This window comes from Stappia sp. (assembly GCF_965276915.1).
Lineage (GTDB): Bacteria > Pseudomonadota > Alphaproteobacteria > Rhizobiales > Stappiaceae > Stappia.
In genome coordinates, this window is sequence record NZ_OZ255709.1 from 2,189,757 (window position 1) to 2,206,899 (window position 17,143).

General features: G+C 64.4%; 19 protein-coding genes. 13 read left to right on the forward strand and 6 right to left on the reverse strand.

The genetic code is table 11. The features are described from left to right. Window positions 1–12: 12 nt before the first annotated feature. Entirely contained in the window at window positions 13–588 is a 576-nt protein-coding gene (locus ACQY46_RS10240; RefSeq protein WP_428700133.1) for a DUF2585 domain-containing protein, read from the reverse strand. 191 nt (window positions 589–779) lie between these two features. On the opposite strand from ACQY46_RS10240, the gene ACQY46_RS10245 reads away from it, so the two are divergent. The 11 genes from ACQY46_RS10245 to ACQY46_RS10295 all read left to right on the forward strand — a co-directional run bounded on the left by ACQY46_RS10245 (window position 780) and on the right by ACQY46_RS10295 (window position 9,964). Beyond that, window positions 780–2,423 (forward strand): peptide chain release factor 3, encoded by a 1,644-nt coding sequence (locus ACQY46_RS10245; protein WP_428700134.1) that lies wholly within the window; start codon window positions 780–782, stop codon window positions 2,421–2,423. Window positions 2,424–2,648: 225 nt separating this feature from the next. Then, window positions 2,649–3,146 (forward strand): NUDIX hydrolase, encoded by a 498-nt coding sequence (locus ACQY46_RS10250; RefSeq protein WP_428700135.1) that lies wholly within the window; start codon window positions 2,649–2,651, stop codon window positions 3,144–3,146. A 141-nt stretch (window positions 3,147–3,287) separates the two neighbouring features. Further along, window positions 3,288–4,796 (forward strand): inorganic phosphate transporter, encoded by a 1,509-nt coding sequence (locus tag ACQY46_RS10255; protein WP_428700136.1) that lies wholly within the window; start codon window positions 3,288–3,290, stop codon window positions 4,794–4,796. Window positions 4,797–4,886: 90 nt separating this feature from the next. Beyond that, window positions 4,887–6,248, forward strand: coding sequence for a DUF2157 domain-containing protein (locus ACQY46_RS10260; RefSeq protein ID WP_428700137.1), 1,362 nt, complete (start codon window positions 4,887–4,889; stop codon window positions 6,246–6,248). Beyond that, window positions 6,245–6,805: a GDYXXLXY domain-containing protein gene (locus ACQY46_RS10265; RefSeq protein ID WP_428700138.1), complete on the forward strand. Its 561-nt coding sequence runs from the start codon at window positions 6,245–6,247 to the stop codon at window positions 6,803–6,805. Before ACQY46_RS10260 ends, ACQY46_RS10265 begins: the two co-directional genes overlap by 4 nt. Window positions 6,806–6,947: 142 nt before the next feature. Further along, window positions 6,948–7,391: an RrF2 family transcriptional regulator gene (locus ACQY46_RS10270; RefSeq protein WP_428700139.1), complete on the forward strand. Its 444-nt coding sequence runs from the start codon at window positions 6,948–6,950 to the stop codon at window positions 7,389–7,391. Next, the gene (locus tag ACQY46_RS10275) at window positions 7,388–7,840 is read left to right on the forward strand and encodes a group III truncated hemoglobin (protein WP_428700140.1); all 453 of its coding nucleotides are present in this window, start codon (window positions 7,388–7,390) and stop codon (window positions 7,838–7,840) included. Before ACQY46_RS10270 ends, ACQY46_RS10275 begins: the two co-directional genes overlap by 4 nt. After that, the gene (locus ACQY46_RS10280) at window positions 7,837–8,067 is read left to right on the forward strand and encodes a hypothetical protein (RefSeq protein WP_428700142.1); all 231 of its coding nucleotides are present in this window, start codon (window positions 7,837–7,839) and stop codon (window positions 8,065–8,067) included. Before ACQY46_RS10275 ends, ACQY46_RS10280 begins: the two co-directional genes overlap by 4 nt. Then, window positions 8,064–8,243 (forward strand): hypothetical protein, encoded by a 180-nt coding sequence (locus tag ACQY46_RS10285; protein WP_428700143.1) that lies wholly within the window; start codon window positions 8,064–8,066, stop codon window positions 8,241–8,243. The genes ACQY46_RS10280 and ACQY46_RS10285 overlap by 4 nt, the downstream gene beginning before the upstream one ends. 186 nt (window positions 8,244–8,429) lie before the next feature. Further along, window positions 8,430–9,707, forward strand: coding sequence for a hypothetical protein (locus tag ACQY46_RS10290; RefSeq protein ID WP_428700144.1), 1,278 nt, complete (start codon window positions 8,430–8,432; stop codon window positions 9,705–9,707). A 35-nt stretch (window positions 9,708–9,742) separates the two neighbouring features. After that, complete coding sequence (locus ACQY46_RS10295) at window positions 9,743–9,964, forward strand: hypothetical protein (RefSeq protein WP_428700145.1); 222 nt, start codon at window positions 9,743–9,745, stop codon at window positions 9,962–9,964. Between the two features lie 134 nt (window positions 9,965–10,098). Here ACQY46_RS10295 and ACQY46_RS10300 read toward each other — a convergent pair whose 3' ends face one another. Continuing rightward, a complete protein-coding gene (locus ACQY46_RS10300; protein ID WP_428700146.1) occupies window positions 10,099–11,937 on the reverse strand; it encodes an ABC-F family ATP-binding cassette domain-containing protein in 1,839 nt (612 codons plus the stop codon). Window positions 11,938–12,061: 124 nt separating this feature from the next. After that, window positions 12,062–12,781 carry a FadR/GntR family transcriptional regulator gene (locus ACQY46_RS10305; RefSeq protein ID WP_428700147.1) on the reverse strand — a complete coding sequence of 240 codons (720 nt, stop codon included), beginning with the start codon at window positions 12,779–12,781 and terminating at the stop codon, window positions 12,062–12,064. A gap of 288 nt (window positions 12,782–13,069) precedes the next feature. On the opposite strand from ACQY46_RS10305, the gene ACQY46_RS10310 reads away from it, so the two are divergent. Further along, the gene (locus ACQY46_RS10310) at window positions 13,070–13,798 is read left to right on the forward strand and encodes a L,D-transpeptidase (RefSeq protein WP_428700148.1); all 729 of its coding nucleotides are present in this window, start codon (window positions 13,070–13,072) and stop codon (window positions 13,796–13,798) included. A 21-nt stretch (window positions 13,799–13,819) separates the two neighbouring features. On the opposite strand, the gene ACQY46_RS10315 is transcribed toward ACQY46_RS10310, so the two are convergent. Next, on the reverse strand, window positions 13,820–14,971 hold the full coding sequence (locus ACQY46_RS10315) for a LysR substrate-binding domain-containing protein (RefSeq protein WP_428700149.1): 1,152 nt from the start codon (window positions 14,969–14,971) through the stop codon (window positions 13,820–13,822). Here ACQY46_RS10315 and ACQY46_RS10320 point away from each other — a divergent pair. Continuing rightward, window positions 14,859–15,575: a haloacid dehalogenase type II gene (locus tag ACQY46_RS10320; protein WP_428700150.1), complete on the forward strand. Its 717-nt coding sequence runs from the start codon at window positions 14,859–14,861 to the stop codon at window positions 15,573–15,575. The two genes, ACQY46_RS10315 and ACQY46_RS10320, sit on opposite strands and share 113 nt — an antisense overlap. 301 nt (window positions 15,576–15,876) lie before the next feature. Here the strand turns inward: ACQY46_RS10320 and ACQY46_RS10325 are convergent, their stop codons facing one another. Further along, entirely contained in the window at window positions 15,877–16,506 is a 630-nt protein-coding gene (locus ACQY46_RS10325; protein WP_428700151.1) for a GyrI-like domain-containing protein, read from the reverse strand. Continuing rightward, a complete protein-coding gene (locus ACQY46_RS10330) occupies window positions 16,500–17,030 on the reverse strand; it encodes a PadR family transcriptional regulator (RefSeq protein WP_428700152.1) in 531 nt (176 codons plus the stop codon). Before ACQY46_RS10330 ends, ACQY46_RS10325 begins: the two co-directional genes overlap by 7 nt. Window positions 17,031–17,143: the final 113 nt, after the last annotated feature.

Sequence of the window (17,143 nt, forward strand, 5' to 3'; positions counted from 1 at the left end):
AGCGCGGGCGGCCTAACCGCCCAGCCCCTGCTGCCAGTCGCGGATGATATCGAGCGGCCAGACCAGCATGATCACGTTGAGGGTGAGATTGTCGCGGATGACGATGGCCGTGCCGATCTCCATGGCGAGCGCCAGCGCGACGGTGAGCGCGACCGGCAGGCGCAGCGCCAGCCAGAAGCCGAGCAGCATCCAGCCGATATCGGCGACGGAATTGATGACGCTGTCGCCAGTATAGCCGACGGCGATGGTCGCCTCGCGGTAGCGGTCGATGATCAGGGGGCTGTTCTCGAGGATCTCCCAGGCGGCCTCGATGACGATCGACCCGACCGCGCGCCAGCCGAGCGACAGCTGCGGCGTCACCAGATGGAACAGCCCGTAGAAGAGCATGCCGTGGATGATGTGCGAGGGCACGTACCAGTCGGCCAGGTGTTGGGAATTGTCGGCGGAGACGACGTCGCCGGTCCACAGCTTGATCTCGCCGCAGGTGCAGATCGGCACGCGGCCCATGGCAAGCAGGATGACGGCGGTCAGGGCGATCAGCACGAGCCCGGTCAGGAGGGGCGCGAGGGCGCGGCGGGAGAGGGTCATGCGGCGGGGTCTCGTCCTGCTCATTGGCGGGGAGGGCGGTCTGAAGGTCCGACACCTATGGTCGGGAAAGCCGCCATGCGCAAGGCGCACTGGAATTTGCCGGTGCAAACGACTAGACCTTGCGCCAACCTTCGCGCGGACGGGAACCGGCCGGCGCCAGCAAACTCCAGACCGAACTCCAGGGAGCGGCCATGAGCCTCACCGAAACCCGCGCCGATGCAGGGGCAACCAATGCCGCCGGGACCGCGCCGTCGCATCTGACCCGGCGCACCTTCGCCATCATCTCGCATCCGGATGCGGGCAAGACGACGCTGACGGAAAAGCTGCTCTTGTCCGGTGGCGCCATCCGTGCCGCCGGCCAGGTGCGCGCCCGCGGCGAGCGCCGCCGCGCCCGCTCCGACTGGATGAAGATCGAGCAGGAACGCGGCATCTCGGTCTCGTCCTCGGTGATGACCTTCGAGCGCGACGGGATCACCTTCAACCTGCTCGACACGCCGGGCCACGAGGACTTTTCCGAGGACACCTACCGCACCCTGACGGCGGTGGACGCGGCGATCATGGTCATCGACGCGGCCAAGGGCATCGAGACCCAGACGCGCAAGCTGTTCGAGGTCTGCCGCCTGCGCGACATCCCGATCATCACCTTCATCAACAAGATCGACCGGGAGGGCCGACATCCGCTGGAGGCGCTGGACGAGATCCAGGAGGCGCTGGCCCTCGACGTGACGCCGATGACCTGGCCGGTCGGCATGGGCTCGGATTTCTTCGGCGTCTACGACTGGCAGACGAAGACGTTCCTGACTTCCTCGGAAGGGCGCGGTCAGCGCCTCGACACCGAGCGGCAGGTGAGCGGCGTCGACGATCCCTATCTGGTCGAGACGCTGTTTCCCAACGTGCTGGCCGAGCTTCAGGAGAATGTCGAACTCGGCGCCGAGGCCTATCCGGCCTTCGACCGCGAGGCCTTCCTGGAAGGGCACATGACGCCGGTTTTCTTCGGCTCGGCGCTGCGCGACTACGGCGTCGAGGAGATCATCCGGTTCATCGCCAGCTCCGGCCCCGCGCCCCATGCCCAGCCGGCGACGACGCGGGTGATCCGCCCGGAGGAGCCGAAGGTCACCGGCTTCGTCTTCAAGGTGCAGGCCAACATGGACCCCAAGCACCGCGACCGCATCGCCTTCGTGCGCCTGTGCTCGGGCGTCTTCAAGCGCGGCATGAAGCTGAAACACGTGCGCGCCGGCAAGACCATCGCCGTTACCGCGCCGATCTTCTTCTTCGCCGAGGAGCGCGAACTGGCCGAGACCGCCTATCCCGGCGACGTGATCGGCGTGCCCAACCACGGCCAGTTGCGCGTCGGCGACACGTTGAGCGAGGGCGAGGAGATCCACGTCACCGGCCTGCCGGCCTTCGCCCCGGAAGTGCTGCGGCGCGTGCGCCTCTCCGACACGATGCGCGTCAAGCAGATGCGCCAGGGCCTGATGGACCTGGCCGAGGAGGGGCTTGTGCAGATCTTCAAGCCGCAGATCGGCTCCAACTGGATCGTCGGCGTTGTCGGCGTGCTGCAGCTCGACGTGGTCGTCGACCGGCTGCGCAACGAGTATGCGACCGAGATCGGCTTCGACCCGGTGCCCTACAGCACCGCGCGCTGGGTCGAGTGCGACGACGAGACGACCTTGCGCAAGTTCCTGGAAACGACCCGCATGAGCGTTGCCCAGGATCGCGACGACCGGCCCGTTTACCTTTTCAAGAATGCCTGGGAGGTAAACTATGTCGGAGAGAAGAACCCGGATATCCGTTTCCGCGAGACCCGCGAAATCGTCCATACGCCGGAGGGTTGAGCAGGGTCCCGAAGGGCGCGCGCAGGACGCCCGGCTTGCAACAAAAGGCGCACATATTACGCTTTTTGTTGCAAATCGGCGCGACGCGCCCTATCTCTGACATATCAGCCGTTAGTATGACGGCTTCATTGATTCTGTTTGATTCGACAACGACTAAAGCGATCGGACAGCGAAACGCAGCAGTCGAGCCGCAACAAGAGGGGCATTCCAGCCGTGGCCCTAGCCGTGCCAACCGAACCCAGGGGGAACTCGCGCATCGGGGATGCGATCGAGATCATGCGCCTGTGGCTCGGCGGCAAGCCGGCCGCCGTTCAGGTCGCGGCGCTGCCGTGGCGCCGCGACGGCGAGGGTGCGCTGGAGATCCTGCTGGCGACGAGCCGCGACACGGGCCGCTGGGTGCTGCCCAAGGGCTGGCCGCAAAAAGGCCGCTCGCTGAGCGAGACGGCGGCGCGCGAGGCCTGGGAAGAGGCGGGGCTTGTCGGCGATATCGGCGCCGATCCGCTGGGCAGCTTCTTCTACCGCAAGGTGCTCGACAACGGGCTGCGCCGCCGGGTGCGGGTGCAGGTGTTTCCGCTTGCCGTCGTTTCCATCGACGAGGACTGGCCGGAAAAGGGCCAGCGCCGCTTTGGCTGGTTTGCCCCGCAGGAAGCGGCACGCAACGTGCACGAGCCGGAGCTTTCGGGCCTCTTGCGCAATGTGCGGCTGCTGGACCGCCTGCGGTGATCACGGCGCCGCGCTACGCCGGCATGCGGCGGGCCTGCCCGGTGCTTCCGGGGGGCGTGTCTCGCGGGTCTGTGCTTCCGGGGTCCGTATCTCGCGGGTCTGTGTCGCCAAACCGTTACGCATCTGGCGCAGCATAGGACAATGAGCGAGCGGATCTCCCGACAATCCAGATCGACGATCGACAAGGATCTCGACAAGTTCACCTATGTGGAGGAGGCGACGGCCTACCTGTCGCGCTCCTATGTGACGCTCGGCTTCGGCCTCCTGTTCCTCATCGTCACGGCCTGTGTCGCCGCCCTGTTCTTCTCCGACAGCTCCCACTGGCTGCTGCTGACCGCGGCGCTCGTGCTCGGCGGCTACATGGCGCTCAACATCGGCGCCAACGATGTCGCCAACAACATGGGCCCGGCGGTGGGCGGGCGCGTGCTCACCATGGGCAGCGCGCTGGTGCTTGCAGCCATTTGCGAAAGCGCCGGGGCGCTGCTCGCCGGCTCGGAGGTGGTGACGACGATCTCCTCGCGGATCATCGACCTCGACAGTTTCGCCCGCCCGGCCGACTTTCCGCTCGCCATGCTGGCCGCCCTGGTCGCCGCCGCCCTGTGGATCAACCTTGCAACCGTCATCGGTGCGCCGGTCTCCACCACCCACGCGGTGGTCGGCGGCGTGCTCGGCGCCGGCTTCGCCTCGGCCGGTGTTTCCGCGCTGGATGGCGGCACCATCGCGGCCATTGCCGCGAGCTGGGTGGTCTCGCCGCTGCTCGGCGCGTTCGCCGCCGCCGGCTGCCTGGCCTTGATCAAGAACCGGATCATGTATCGGGACGACAAGATCGCCGCCGCCAGGTGCTGGCTGCCGGTGCTGTTCGCGCTGCTGGCGGGAACCTTCACGCTCTATCTGGTGCTGATCGGCCTGCCGCCGGCGCGCACGCCGGGCGCTCTCGGCGCCCTCGCCATCGGCATGGCGGCCGCGCTCGGCGCCTATCTGCTCGCCGTGCCCTTCGTCGGACGGGCCGCGCACGGGCTGGAGAACCGCAACAGCTCGCTGCGCCAGCTCTTCCGCGTGCCGCTGATCGCCGCCGCCGCGATCCTCTCCTTCGCCCATGGGGCCAACGACGTCGCCAACGCGGTCGGTCCGGTCGCCGCCATCTTTTCCGCCCTCGACCAGGAGAACTGGAGCTACACGGGCCAGGACTTCCTGCTGCCGGTGCTGCTGGTCGGGGCGCTCGGCATCTCGCTCGGCCTGCTCCTGTTCGGGCCGAAACTGATCCGCATGGTCGGCGAGCGGATCACCCGGCTGAACCCGATCCGCGCCTTCTGCGTGCTGCTGGCGACCGCCGCCACCGTGCTGCTGGCCAGCGCGCTGGGGCTTCCCGTCTCCTCCACCCACATTGCCGTCGGTGCCGTGTTCGGCGTCGGCTTCTACCGCGAATGGTACACGAACCGCATCCGCACCCGCCGCGTTCTGGAGCGGATCGACGATGTCGCCGTGACCATCGCCGGCAGCTGGCGCCATCCGGAGCCGGCGGACCTGCGCCGCCGCAAGCTGGTGCGCCGCGCCCATGTGCTGACCATCGTCAGCGCCTGGGTGGTGACCGTGCCGGCGGCCGCGCTTCTGGCCGCCATCGTCTGGGCGGGCTTCTCGCTGGTGCATTGAAGGCCGGCGCGTGCGTACAAGGGATTGACTTTCAACGCGCGCGGACGGCCTTGTCGACCCCGGCGCGGGGCCATGCATGCAGGGTGAGGAATGATGGACCGGTCGCACTACCGCAAGCTGCTGGAAGCGGATCTCGTCCGCTGGCTTGAAAAGGGCTGGATCGGCACGGAGGGCGCGGGCCACATCCGGGCAGAGCTGGCGGCCGCGCCGCAGGCGTCAAGCCGGCTGCCGGCGCTCTTTGCCGGCATCGGCACGATCTGCCTGGCGCTTGCCGTTGCCGCCTTCGTCGCCGCCAACTGGGATGCGATCCCGCGCCCCGCCAAGCTTGCCGGCATCGCCGTGCTGCTCCTCGGCGCGCACGGTTTCGCCGCCGCGATGGCGGCACGCGGGCGCGAAGGCATTGCCGACCTGGCGACCATGTTCGCGACGCTGGTCTTCGTCAGCGGCATGTCGCTGGTCGGCCAGATGTACCACCTGCCGGTCGACTGGGCCGGCGGCGCGCTGCTGATCGCCATCGGCGCGCTGGCCGCTGCCTGGATCTGCGGCTCGCGCGCCTCGCTGGTCGCCGGCGCGATTGCCGCGATCACCTGGCTTGCCTGGATCGGCGACCCGCCCCGCCCGACGCTGGCGGAGACGGCGATCGCACTGGCGCTGCTGGCGCTGACGGCCGGCCATGTGCTGCGCCGCACCTCGCTGGCCGGGCGCTGGATCGTGCTGCTGCAGGCATCCGCGGTCTATGGCTGGCTCTTCGCCGCCCTGCTCGAGGCGCGCTACACGCTCTCCTCCTCCGACATGGAATTCGCCGTGCTGCCGGCCTTTGCCGGGCTCGGCGCGGTGCTGGTCGCCTGGGGCCGGGTGCTGGCCTCGCGCGCCGGACGCCTTGCCGGCGACACGGGCGAGGGCGCCGCGCGCCTTGCCGGTTCCGCCGACACATACGGGCTGCTGCTGCTCGCGGGCACGGCGCTGCTCTCGCTCGTGCTCGGTTTCTTCGACGCGCTGGACAAGGGCGTCGCGGCGCGCGACCTGCTCTCCGTCTGGCCGCTCTGGCTGACCCTCGTGCTTGCCTTGGCGGGCCTTGCCCTCATGTTCGCGCGCGCAAGCGGCGACCAGGCCGCGCAGGCACTGGCGGGCGCGGTGCTGCTGATGCTCGCCTGTCCGCTGGCGCTGATCATGGCGCCGGAGGCGCGGGTGGTGCTGGCGGCCCTGGTGCTGGGCGCCATGGTGGCGACGAGCGCGGCCGGCTCGCTTGGCGACAACAGGGGCTGGAGCGCCACCGGCAATGTCGGCATCGCCGCAGCGCTGTTCTTCCTGCTCTATGTCACGGTCGGCTCGCTGCTCGGCCAGTCGGTGTTCTTCCTTGTCGCCGGCATCGTTCTGGTCACTGTCGCCATTGTCGCCGCGCGCCGGATGCGCCGTCAGCGGGCCGGGACCGCCACGGGAGACAACACATGACCGCCGCGCTCCGCTCCCCCTTCATGCGCTCCCCCTTTATGAAATGGGGTCTTGTCGCGCTGATCCAGCTGGCGCTGGTCGCCCTGCCGCTCACCGAGCGGCTGCGCGTGCACGCGACGGGCACCGAGGTGACGCTGGCGCTCGCCCCCATCGACCCGCGCGACCTGTTGCGCGGCGACTACGTCATCCTCAACCCGCAGATCAACGTGGTCGAGGCGGGCGATCTCGCCGACAGCGTCTACCAGGACGATCCCGTCTGGGCCGTGCTGGAGGCGGACGAGGAGGGCATCCACCGCGCCGTGGCGCTGCGGGATGCGGCCCCCGAGGACGGCCGGCTGGCGATCCGGGGCCGGGTGCGCGGCCACCGCGCGGGACAGAGCCTTGCCGTGGACTACGGCCTCGACGCGTTCTTCGTGCCGGAGGGACAGGGGCTCGACATCGAGCGCATGCCGCGCGACCGGGTCCGCCTCGTCGTCGCGGTGAGTGCGGGCGGCGCAGCGGCGCCGCTGCGCCTCATGGCCGACGGCAAGGTGCTGCTTCAGGACAGCGCCTTTTAAGCTGCCCGTGGTCCGGGTTGCCGGGCTGTCATAAAGCCCTGCGACGCCGCGTCGCATAAAAGAAGCATTTGAGATGCATGTTTTTCCTTGCGCGGCGCTCTCAAAAAGAGGTATCTGATACGCATCTTTTATGGAGAGACCGATGCGGCTGACGCACCAGACCGACTATGCCCTGCGCATGCTGATGCATCTGGCGCTTGTGGGCGTGGATGACCTCGCCACCATTGCCGACGTGGCGCAGAGCTACCGGATCTCGAAAAACCACCTGATGAAGGTCGCGCAGGCGCTGGTCCGTGCCGGGCTGGTGGAGGCGGTGCGCGGGCGCGGCGGCGGCTTGCGACTGGCGCTTCCGGCAAAACGGATCAGCGTCGGCGGCGTCGTCCGCCACCTGGAGGAGGGCACCGCGCTGGTCGACTGCTTCCCGGGCGGCAACGGCACCTGCCGGATCACCCCGTCCTGCCAGCTGAAACACGCCCTTCACGCGGCCCGCGAGGCCTTCTTCGCGGTGCTCGACACCTATTCTATCGACGACCTTGTGGCCGGCAACAGCGGCCTCAGGCACATTCTCACCGGAGAGGCGGCATGACGACGATCAGGGTCAGGAGCGCGGCCGAGCGCCGTGAGGAAATCCAGCGCGAAGCGGCGCGACTCGGCATTGACGATGCCTATATCTCGCTGCTGGTCGAGACGTTTTATGAGCGGATCCGCGCCCATGCGCTGCTCGGGCCGATCTTTGGGCAGGAGATCGGCGACGACTGGGGGCCGCATCTGGCCAAGATGAAGGACTTCTGGGCCTCGGTGGCGATGAATGCCGGCCGCTATTCGGGCAAGCCCGTGCCGGCGCACACGAAGCTCACGGACCTGCAGCCCTGGCATTTCGGCGTCTGGCTCGGCCTTTTCGAACAGGTGCTGAAGGACACCGCGCCGCACCCGGAGGCGGGCCCCTATTTCATGGAGCGGGCACGGCGCATCGCCCAGAGCCTGGAATTCGCCATTTCCGGCCTGCCGCCCCTCAACACCGGAGAGAGGCCATGAGCATCGCCGCTGTCGTCATCCTCGCCGAGGTCGGGACGGGGCTTTTCTTCGCCATTTATCTGGGCGCGCTGACGCTGGGCCTGCGCGAGGACCGCGCGGAAGGACGCGTGCCGGTCCTCGATGCGACGGGCCGGGCGCTGTTCTCGGCCGCCAAATACGGTTTCGGCGCCGGCATATTCGCCGTCGTCGTCCTGACCCTCCTGAACATCGCGGGGAGCGTGGCATGAACGGACATGCAAACGGGCAGGCAAACGCGGCAGCGGGCGAGGGCGCGCGGGCGGAGAGGGGAGCGCAGGCAATGCCGCAGCGCAGCCGCTGGGGCCGGATCTGGCCCTGGGCGCTGCTCTGGGGCGCCGCGCCCATGCCGCTCTATATCTGGCTGGTGGTGGGGATGATGGTGTAGGGTCGGCCGATGTCGACTTGCAACGACAACGACCGTACGCGGTGCTCAAAGCACGCTTTCGTCAGGCATAACTGGGTGAAGGCTCCAAGCAACGTTTCGTCTATGAGATAACGACCACAGAGAATTTATTTTGAATTCTATTTATTATATGCTCAATGAGCGAATTATTGATTCGGGAGATTTAGAATGACTGCCGAGATCGCGATCTTAAATATGTCAGCCGCTTGCTTAGCTGCAGATAGTGCAGTAACAATCGGCGTAGGCGAAAATAAGAAAGTATATAATTCTGTAAATAAAATATTTGAATTAAGTAAAAAACATCCTGTTGCCATAATGATATATGGTAATATTAATTTTATGAATCTTCCTCTTGAAGTTCTCATCAAGGAATTTCGGAAGAAAATCCCTGATGATGGGTACAATAGTCTTGTCGAATATGCGGATAAGTTCATCGAATATCTGGGCAATGATATTCCGTATGAGGATGTGAATGAGTGGATTGGTGCGGTTAGTATTATAAGATCTGTTGCTCTTCCAAATATAAAATCTGCGTGTGAAACCATATTTAGAGATTCATTGACCTCTGGTAGGCCAGAAAAAAATAAATTTGGCGCGAAATTTTCTCGAAAGATTGATGAATTAATCGTTTCTGCTGAAGAATATGAAGATATCCCGAACATAAAAAATATAAAGTTTCCAAAAGATATAATACTTGAGGCAATTGATGATGATATATGTGATAGTTATTTTATAGGAAAAATTTCAAAGGCAAATAAAAATAAAATATGGAAATATTTTGAAATAATTTTAAGAAAAAATATTATGAGCAAGAATTTATCTGGGCTTGTTTTTTGTGGATTTGGTAATAAGGATCTGTGTCCGACGCTTGTTTCCTATGAAATAGACGGAATAATTGGAGGTCAACTTAAAATTCAGCAGACAAAATCGGTTGATATAGATCGAAACAAGAATCCTGCTTTCGTTTCTGGGTTTGCGCAAAAGGATATGGTTGAATCATTTGTTGATGGTGCGTCTTCAGATCTGTTGTTGCATATTCAGGCTAGGATGCTTTTTGCAATATTTGCGTTTAGAAATAAAGTTTTATCATTGCTTGTCCCAGATGAAGAAGATGACGACCTTCGTAAGGAGCTATCTAAGGAATTGCAGGCACCTGCTGTCGACATAATTAAAAATGAAATGCGTCGATTGGATGAGTACATGGATAAAAACTATTCTCAGCCGCTATTACAAATGGTAAGATTTTTACCCAAGAGTGAGTTGCCATTGGTCGCTGGTTCGCTTATCGAACTGACCTCTTTGAAGCGAAAGGTGTCAATGGAGGCGGACACGGTGGGTGGCGACGTCGATGTCGCTGTAATCAGCAAGGCGGAGGGATTTGTCTGGATACGGCGCAAGCACTATTTTCAGCCGGACCTAAACACGGCCTATTTTCGGCGTTTCTGATAGGTGTGATCTGCGCATAATCGAGGGACCAAGTTATGAAGCAAGCAAGCTTGATGGAGCGCGAGAGAAACCTTTTCGTTAGATTCAAGCGTGGAGACCTTGAGTACAATGTTTCCGATGTCGGTTGGCTTGAAGATGAGATTCAGTCAATTATTCGAGATATGCATAGCGATTTATTTGAAGATATTGGGAAGTATAAGTTGGATACCGAAAAAATTGAAAGTCACCTTCAGCGCAAGAAAGAGTCTTGTAAATAGTTAGATGGTGGCTAGTTGTATTTGTGCTGTGTAGTGGCGACACGTCCCCGATTGGGGAGGTGTTCGAGGTGGTATAATATGCTAAGGTGTAGAATGTTGGACTAGAGTGTCCTTATCATTTTCCATCGCTCACCTCACCCTTCCTCCGCCAGCATCTCCAGTTCCAGCCAGGTCTCCTCGGCGGTGGCGAGTTTCGACTGCAGGTCGGAGAGTTTGGCCATCAGCGTGTCGAAGCGCTTGGGCTCGCGGGCATAAAGTTTCGGGTCTTCCAGCTCGCCCTGCAGCTTTGCGATTTCGGCGCCGAGCTTCTCGATGTCCTTCGGCAGGGTCTTCAGCTGGTGCTGCTGCGAGAAGGTGAGTTTCGACTTCTTCTTCGCCTTGTCTCCGCCCGTCTTTTCGCTGCCAGAGGTGTTCCCGCCGGACTTGTCGTCGGAGGTTTTTGTCCTGCCGCCGCTTTCGGTGACGGACTTGCGCGCGGCAACGCCGGCGCCCCGCTGGGCGATCATGTCGGAATAGCCGCCGGCATATTCGCGCCACACGCCGTTGCCTTCGGCGAAGACGACGGAGGTCGCCACCCGGTCGAGGAAGTCGCGGTCGTGGCTGACGAGGAGCACCGTGCCGGGATAATCGGCGAGCATTTCCTGCAGGAGGTCGAGGGTTTCAAGGTCGAGATCGTTGGTCGGCTCGTCGAGGACCAGAAGGTTGGAGGCGCGGGCGAGGGCCCGGGCGAGCAGCAGCCGGCCGCGCTCGCCGCCCGACAGGGCGGAAACGGGCGTGCGCGCCTGTTCGGGGGCGAAGAGGAAGTCCTTCATGTAGGAGACGACGTGGCGGGGCCCGTCGCTCAGCATCACCTGGTCGCCGCCGCCACCGGTGAGGATCTCCGAGACGGTCTCGTCCTTCTTCAGCGCCTCGCGCGACTGGTCCATGGTCACCATGGTGAGGCCGGAGCCGAGGATGACGGTGCCGCTGTCGGGCTCGAGCGCGCCGGTCAGCATCTTCAGGAGCGTCGTCTTGCCCGCGCCATTGGCGCCGACAAGGGCGACCCGGTCGCCGCGCAGGATGCGGGTGGAGAAACCGTCGACCACCGGGCCGGGGCCGAAATCCTTGGCGATGCCTCGCGCCTCGATCACCCGCTTGCCGGAAACCTCCGTCTCGCCGACGGTCATGCGCACATTGCCCTGCGGCCCGCGATGCGACTTCTTCTGGGCGCGGAGGTCTGCGAGTTCGCGCACGCGGCGCATGTTGCGCTTGCGCCTGGCGGTGACGCCGTAGGTCATCCAGTGCTCCTCGCGCTTGATCTTCTGCGCGAGTTTCTGCTGGTCGCGTTCCTCCTGCTCGAACACCTCGTCGCGCCAGGCCTCGAAATGGGCAAAGCCCCGGTCGTGGCGCCGCCCGATGCCCCGGTCGATCCACACGGTGGCACGGGTGAGGTCCGCCAGGAAACGGCGGTCGTGGCTGATCAGGACGAGGGCCGATTTCATGGAGGAAAGCTCGCTCTCCAGCCATTCGATGGCCGGCAGGTCGAGATGGTTGGTCGGCTCGTCGAGAAGCAGGATGTCGGGCTCGGGCGCCAGCGTGCGGGCAAGCGCGGCGCGCCGCTTCTCGCCGCCGGAAAGGGTCGCCGGATCCTCGTCGCCGCGCAGGCCCAGCACATCGAGCAGGTACTGCGCGCGGTAGGGCTCGTCGCCGGGCGCAAGGCCGCCCGAGGCGTAGTCGAGCACGGTGGCAAAGCCGGCAAGATCCGGCTCCTGCGGCAGGTAGCGGATGGTGCGGCCGGGCTGGACGAAGCGCTCGCCGGCATCGGCCTCGACAAGGCCGGCGGCGATCTTCAGCAGCGTCGACTTGCCCGAGCCGTTGCGCCCGACAAGGCCGATGCGGTCGCCCTCGCCGACCTGCAATTCGGCCGAGGTGAGGAGCGGCGTGCCGCCGAAGGTGAGCGCGATGTCGCGAAGATGCAGAAGGGGAGGGGCCATGAAGTCTCGCGTTGAGGGCTCGTGTTCGAAAGCCGCGGCGAAGCGCGGCGCGGCAAGGTGCGCGGGAGGGGCCTGGAGGAGCCCGCGCCGCCGCGCCGGGTGTTGGTATCAGGTCGGCGTGGTGTCAGTCGAGGGCGCCGGCATCGACCAGCAGCGCGCGGGTCATCGCCATCAGCTTGCGCATCTCGGCGCGGGCCCGCTCGGCATCGCGGGCCGCGACCGCGTCGAGCACGCCGGCATGCTGGCCGAGCGCGATCGGGTCGCTGACCTTCGGGTCCGAGGTGATCCGGATCGAGGCGCGCAGCGCGTTCTCGATACAGGCCCCGAGCCCGGACATCAATGCATTGCCGCTGGCCGCCAAGAGCAGCCGGTGGAAGCGCACATCGGCATCAAGGGTCGCCGGCGTGCGGTTGCCGTCGGCGATGCCCATGGCGTCGAGCGCCTCGCGCATGGCGGCGATCTCGGCCTCCGTGGCGTTCAGCGCGGCCAGGGCTGCGGCCTCCGGCTCGACCAGTTCGCGGATGCCGACCAGTTCGGCCAGCAGCTGGGTCTGCGGCACGACCTTGCGCCGCCAGGACAGCATCTGGTCGTCGAGATAGTTCCAGTCGACGGCCGGGCGCACGCTGGTGCCGTGTTTCGGCCGCGAGGTGATCAGCCCCTTGCCGACCAGCATCTGCAGCGCCTCGCGCAGGCAGGTGCGGCTGACGCCGAGATCGCCAAGCAGGTCCGCCTCGGTCGGCAGCGTCGTTCCCGGCGGATAGGTGCCGTCGAGAATGCGCAGCGCGATGATTTCCGCGACGGCGGACTTGAGATTGCCGCGCAGCTGCGGCGGGGCGGATGACATCGGTTTCGTCTCTTGCATCGTGGTTGCGGCCCGTCCCTCGCGTGCGGATCGCGGCGCTGGCCTATGCCTTCCGCGATTGCGGCCGGCAAATCAAGAAAAACAGGGAAAATCATGCCGGAAAGGGGTGCCGGCCGGCTTTCTCACGCATTTGTGCCGACTGTTTCGCGCGTTTGTGAAGGGCGCGCGGGCAAGATCGTCGGGCGGCGTTGCACGGCTGCACTCGCGCTCGAGGTCCCGATCGGATATGAGGGACGGGTTTTCCACCCGTCGACCGGGAGCATTTCAGACATGGAACCGACACGTTCCGCATCACGATCCGTTCTTCTGAGCCGCCGCGCCCTCCTCGTCGGTGCGCCGCTGCTTCTTGCCGCCTGCCAGAGCTCGGGCGTCGGCACCACCGGCGCGGCGCTGACGGGAGCGGCTCCCAACACGCCGCCGCTGCCGGGCGAGGATTTCGACTACGCCTCGGCCTATGCGGCGCTGACGGATTACGATTTCAAGATCCCGGCGATCCCCTACAAGAACTTCGACCGCAAGTACTGGCGCCAGGTCGTCGACCATGACAGCCGCCACGCGGCCGGCACGATCATCGTCGATCCCTATTCGAAGTTTCTCTACTGGACGCTGCCCGGCGGCAAGGCGCTGCGCTACGGCATCGGCGTCGGCAAGGCGGGCTTTGCCTGGTCGGGCGATGCCAAGGTGCGGGTCAAGCGGGTGTGGCCGCTCTGGCGCCCTCCGCGCGAGATGATCGCCCGCAACCCGGGGCTGGAGAAATACTGGAAGGACGGCTATCCGCGCGGGCCGAAGAACCCGCTCGGCGCGCGCGCCCTCGACCTGTGGCAGGGCAGCGTCGACACGCTCTACCGCATCCACGGCACCAAGGAGCCGACGAGCATCGGCCGCAGCGTCTCGTCGGGCTGCATCCGCATGTGGAACCAGGACATCCTCGACCTGTTCCAGCGGGTGCCGACCCACACCAAGGTGGTCGTCCTGTCGAAGGCCTCGACAACCTCCTGAGGTCGACAACTTCCTGGGGCCTCAGCCCGCCTGCAGGTGCGCGGCCAGCAGCGCCGCTGCCGGCTTGTCCGCTCCCTGCGGCGGGCTCACCAGGTAATAGGCGCCGCCGGGAATGACGGCCCGGTCGTGGAAGACCGCCAGCCGCTCCTCCCGGACGAGGTCGGCGGTGTTGGCGATCCATCCGAGCATCACCCCCAGCCCCGCCAGCGCGGCCTGGGTCGCCTGCACATGGTCGCCGAAGGAAAGGTCGCCCTGCCGCGCGTGCGGCAGGTCGGTTGCGTCGAAATACTCGTCCCAGCCCGGCGACAGGTCCTCGTCCGCCTCGACGTGAAGAAGGGTGGCTTTGGCGAAGTTTCCGGGGCCGATCCGCTCAAGGATCCCGGGGCTGCAGACGGGCACAAGCCGCTCGTCGAACAGCCGTTCGCAGCGGCCGTCCGGCCAGTTGCCCGCGCCGTAGCGGATCAGGAGGTCGGTTTCGGCGGCAAAGCGCGGGGTGCCGGAGGTCGGCACCACCTGGACGACAATCTCCGGATGGCGGGCGTAGAACGCCGCCAGGCGCGGCATCAGCCAGTACATGCCGGTGCAGACAGTGCAGGCGATCGTCACGACGTTCCGCCTTTCCTGCTCCTGAACCCTGATTTTTCCGATCGCACTTTCGATCTGGTCGAGCCCGCCTGACACCGCGTGAAGCAGGATGCGGCCGGCCTCGGTCAGGGCGGCCGGGCGCTTGCCGCGGTCGAGCAGCCTCGTCCCGACGTGCTCTTCAAGGCTCCGCAGGGCCTGGCTGATCGCGGGCTGGGTAACGTTCAGCTGCGTTGCCGCGCTCTGCATGCCGCCCGTCCGCACGACGGCCTCGAACGCCGACAGCAGGCGGAGGGGAGGGAGATGACGACGCGGTACCATAACTTCACGCTTATGCCGGATCAGGGTTTCTGGTCTTACGGATTTGATCAGATAGGCTAGTCCTTGCCAAGGAAATCGGCGCGTTTTCGTCGTGCAATATAAGCATGGCCATGGCGTGCCGGGGTCTGAAACTCGCCCGAAGCCAACGGAGGCAGACATGCACACGATCGACGTGCTTTTCTTTGACGTCCTGGGGACCATGGTCGACTGGCGCGGCAGCATCGCGGCCGAGACCCGCGCGTTCCTCGAACGCAACGGGCGCGGCGACATCGATCCCGCCGCCTTCGCCGATGCCTGGGTCGGTCGCTACGACGCCTCGGTCGAGCCGGTGCGTCGCGGCGAGCGCCCCTTCGTCTCGCTCGATCAGGTGAACCGGGAGAACCTCGAGGCCTGCCTCGGGCAATTCGGGCTGGCGCCGGGGGCATTCCCTCCCGGGGAACTCGAACAGCTCAACCGGGCCTGGCACCGGCTGAAGGCCTGGCCGGATCTGACTGAAGGGCTTCCCCGCCTGAGGGCGCGTTTCATTGTCGCGCCGCTGTCCGACGGGCACACCCGGCTTCTGGTGGATGTGTCGAGACACAACGGCCTGTCATGGGACGCGGTTGTCGGCGCCGATATCGCCCAAACCTACAAGCCGGTGCCGCGGGCCTATCTGGGCGCATGCGAGCTGCTTGGGGTGAAGCCGGAAAATGCGATGCTGGTGGCGGCGCATGGATACGACCTGCAAGCGGCGCGCGATTGCGGACTGAAGACTGCCCATATTGCCCGGTCGAATGCGGGGGATCCGTCCAAGGCCGGCAACCGGGAAGCGGGCGAGGGGTGGGACTACAGCTGCAAGGACCTGCTCGACCTTGCCGACCGGCTTGGAGCGTAGTCACCCGAATCTGAAGTTCGCTTCACTCGCGACAGGCTCTGAACGAACTTCAGATTCAAGAAGGTGACTAGCAAGTTTATGTTTCTAGTGTGGTTCTTGGATTTGACGTCCGTTTCGGAGCTTGCAGCAGCCAATGAAACGGACTTCAAATCCACCACACTAGGGTCTGTTGACAAGAGGGTTTCCCGGATCGCGGCGTGACTGGTTCAAGGCTTCCTTCCTGGGCGTCCTCGCACTTGCCGCCGCAAAAGCCATGGATACCGGTCTTTGCAAGAAGGGCCAGCCAGCGCCGGACTTTCACCTACCTCGTCGGGCGCACCGGCTGCCGGAGGATGATCCTGCGCTGACGCGGTGCAACGCGGCTCCAATCATCGAGATAGATCTCGTGATAGGGGCCATCCGGTTCCAGCCCTTGCTGCGCCAGGTAGTCGCCGTAGAGCCCTGCCAGAATCTCCGGAAGGTCGTCCGTTTCGCCAAGATGCAGGAACTGAACGCACGTGCCTTCGGCCAGAACCTCCCATCGAACGGCAGGCTTATCGCCCAATTCGTGCCTCGCCTCGGCAGCCGAGTCCTTCAGTCTCTGTGCGTCGGCCCAAACCGGCAGGGTAATCTGTACGCGCCAATGCCACTTCTCGCGATTGCCCGCTGCCAGGTCGCGCATGTCGTCCGCCCAGTAGAGGATTTCCACCGGCGGCTCGACAAAGGACTTGCCCATTCGCTCCCGCGCTTCGCGCCGGATGGCGTAGATTGCGGTGTAGAGAGCCTTCACCGCAGCCTGGATGGAGGTCTGTTCGGGTGGGCCTTCCCCATCCAGGATCGCGAAGGGAAGCCTGGGCACATCGACCACGCTGAAGGCACCTGCCGGTGGCGCGTACAGCGTGCGCAATGTGGTCCGGTCCTGCGTCAGATCGATCAGTGCTTCGTCTACCATGGCTTGCTTCTCATATAGTCCAGTGTGGTGCTGATCCAGTTGCGCTCGGCGTTCAGTTGGCCGGCCGAAAAATCAAAGAGAACCTCGACATGATCAGGCATGGGCTGCCTTTGTCGGCGCACGCGCTCGAGCCGCTCGAGTTCCGCGACGACCGACGGCAGGCGTGCCTCCAAGGCATCCAGTGCCGCATCGCGTGACAGCACTGGCCAGTGCACCATTCCGAGCAGGAGTGACGAGAACGTCGGGCGATATGTTCCGAGGGCAGCAATGGTCTGTTCGCCCAGAACCTCACGGCCCGATGAAGTGATGCAAAACGTCTTCCGCGCCTTCGCACCCGCGGGTACCTCGGCCGCCACAAGTCCCGCCTTCTCCAGCTTGCCCAGCACAAAGTAAATCGACGAGAAGCCAACCTGCGTCCACTCGCGCATCCCCCGCGCTTCAATGATCTGTTCAAGCTCATATCCATGGCGCGGCATCTCAGCGACGAGTCCGAGCAACAGGAGTTCAGAATCTGTAAGATTCATCGGCATATTCTAGTACTAGAATATGAGAATGGCAGGCGTCAAGCATTCAGGCCCTTCACTCGCGGGATTCGCTTTCCGCCAAAAGGCAGCCGCGAACGATCGGCAGCTGCTCC

Bases quoted from the DNA above. Each gene is read 5' to 3' on its own strand.
- ACQY46_RS10310 (WP_428700148.1), top strand. From the start codon at position 13,070: ATGGAACCGACACGTTCCGCATCACGATCCGTTCTTCTGAGCCGCCGC.
- ACQY46_RS10245 (WP_428700134.1), top strand. From the start codon at position 780: ATGAGCCTCACCGAAACCCGCGCCGATGCAGGGGCAACCAATGCCGCC.
- ACQY46_RS10265 (WP_428700138.1), top strand. From the start codon at position 6,245: ATGACCGCCGCGCTCCGCTCCCCCTTCATGCGCTCCCCCTTTATGAAA.
- ACQY46_RS10295 (WP_428700145.1), top strand. From the start codon at position 9,743: ATGAAGCAAGCAAGCTTGATGGAGCGCGAGAGAAACCTTTTCGTTAGA.
- ACQY46_RS10305 (WP_428700147.1), bottom strand. From the start codon at position 12,781: ATGTCATCCGCCCCGCCGCAGCTGCGCGGCAATCTCAAGTCCGCCGTC.
- ACQY46_RS10285 (WP_428700143.1), top strand. From the start codon at position 8,064: ATGAACGGACATGCAAACGGGCAGGCAAACGCGGCAGCGGGCGAGGGC.
- ACQY46_RS10275 (WP_428700140.1), top strand. From the start codon at position 7,388: ATGACGACGATCAGGGTCAGGAGCGCGGCCGAGCGCCGTGAGGAAATC.
- ACQY46_RS10325 (WP_428700151.1), bottom strand. From the start codon at position 16,506: ATGGTAGACGAAGCACTGATCGATCTGACGCAGGACCGGACCACATTG.
- ACQY46_RS10315 (WP_428700149.1), bottom strand. From the start codon at position 14,971: ATGTCGCCGCGCCCGTTGCGTTCGAGGAACGCGCGGGTCTCGGCCGCG.
- ACQY46_RS10240 (WP_428700133.1), bottom strand. From the start codon at position 588: ATGACCCTCTCCCGCCGCGCCCTCGCGCCCCTCCTGACCGGGCTCGTG.
- ACQY46_RS10320 (WP_428700150.1), top strand. From the start codon at position 14,859: ATGCACACGATCGACGTGCTTTTCTTTGACGTCCTGGGGACCATGGTC.
- ACQY46_RS10260 (WP_428700137.1), top strand. From the start codon at position 4,887: ATGATGGACCGGTCGCACTACCGCAAGCTGCTGGAAGCGGATCTCGTC.
- ACQY46_RS10255 (WP_428700136.1), top strand. From the start codon at position 3,288: ATGAGCGAGCGGATCTCCCGACAATCCAGATCGACGATCGACAAGGAT.
- ACQY46_RS10270 (WP_428700139.1), top strand. From the start codon at position 6,948: ATGCGGCTGACGCACCAGACCGACTATGCCCTGCGCATGCTGATGCAT.
- ACQY46_RS10280 (WP_428700142.1), top strand. From the start codon at position 7,837: ATGAGCATCGCCGCTGTCGTCATCCTCGCCGAGGTCGGGACGGGGCTT.
- ACQY46_RS10300 (WP_428700146.1), bottom strand. From the start codon at position 11,937: ATGGCCCCTCCCCTTCTGCATCTTCGCGACATCGCGCTCACCTTCGGC.
- ACQY46_RS10330 (WP_428700152.1), bottom strand. From the start codon at position 17,030: ATGAATCTTACAGATTCTGAACTCCTGTTGCTCGGACTCGTCGCTGAG.
- ACQY46_RS10290 (WP_428700144.1), top strand. From the start codon at position 8,430: ATGACTGCCGAGATCGCGATCTTAAATATGTCAGCCGCTTGCTTAGCT.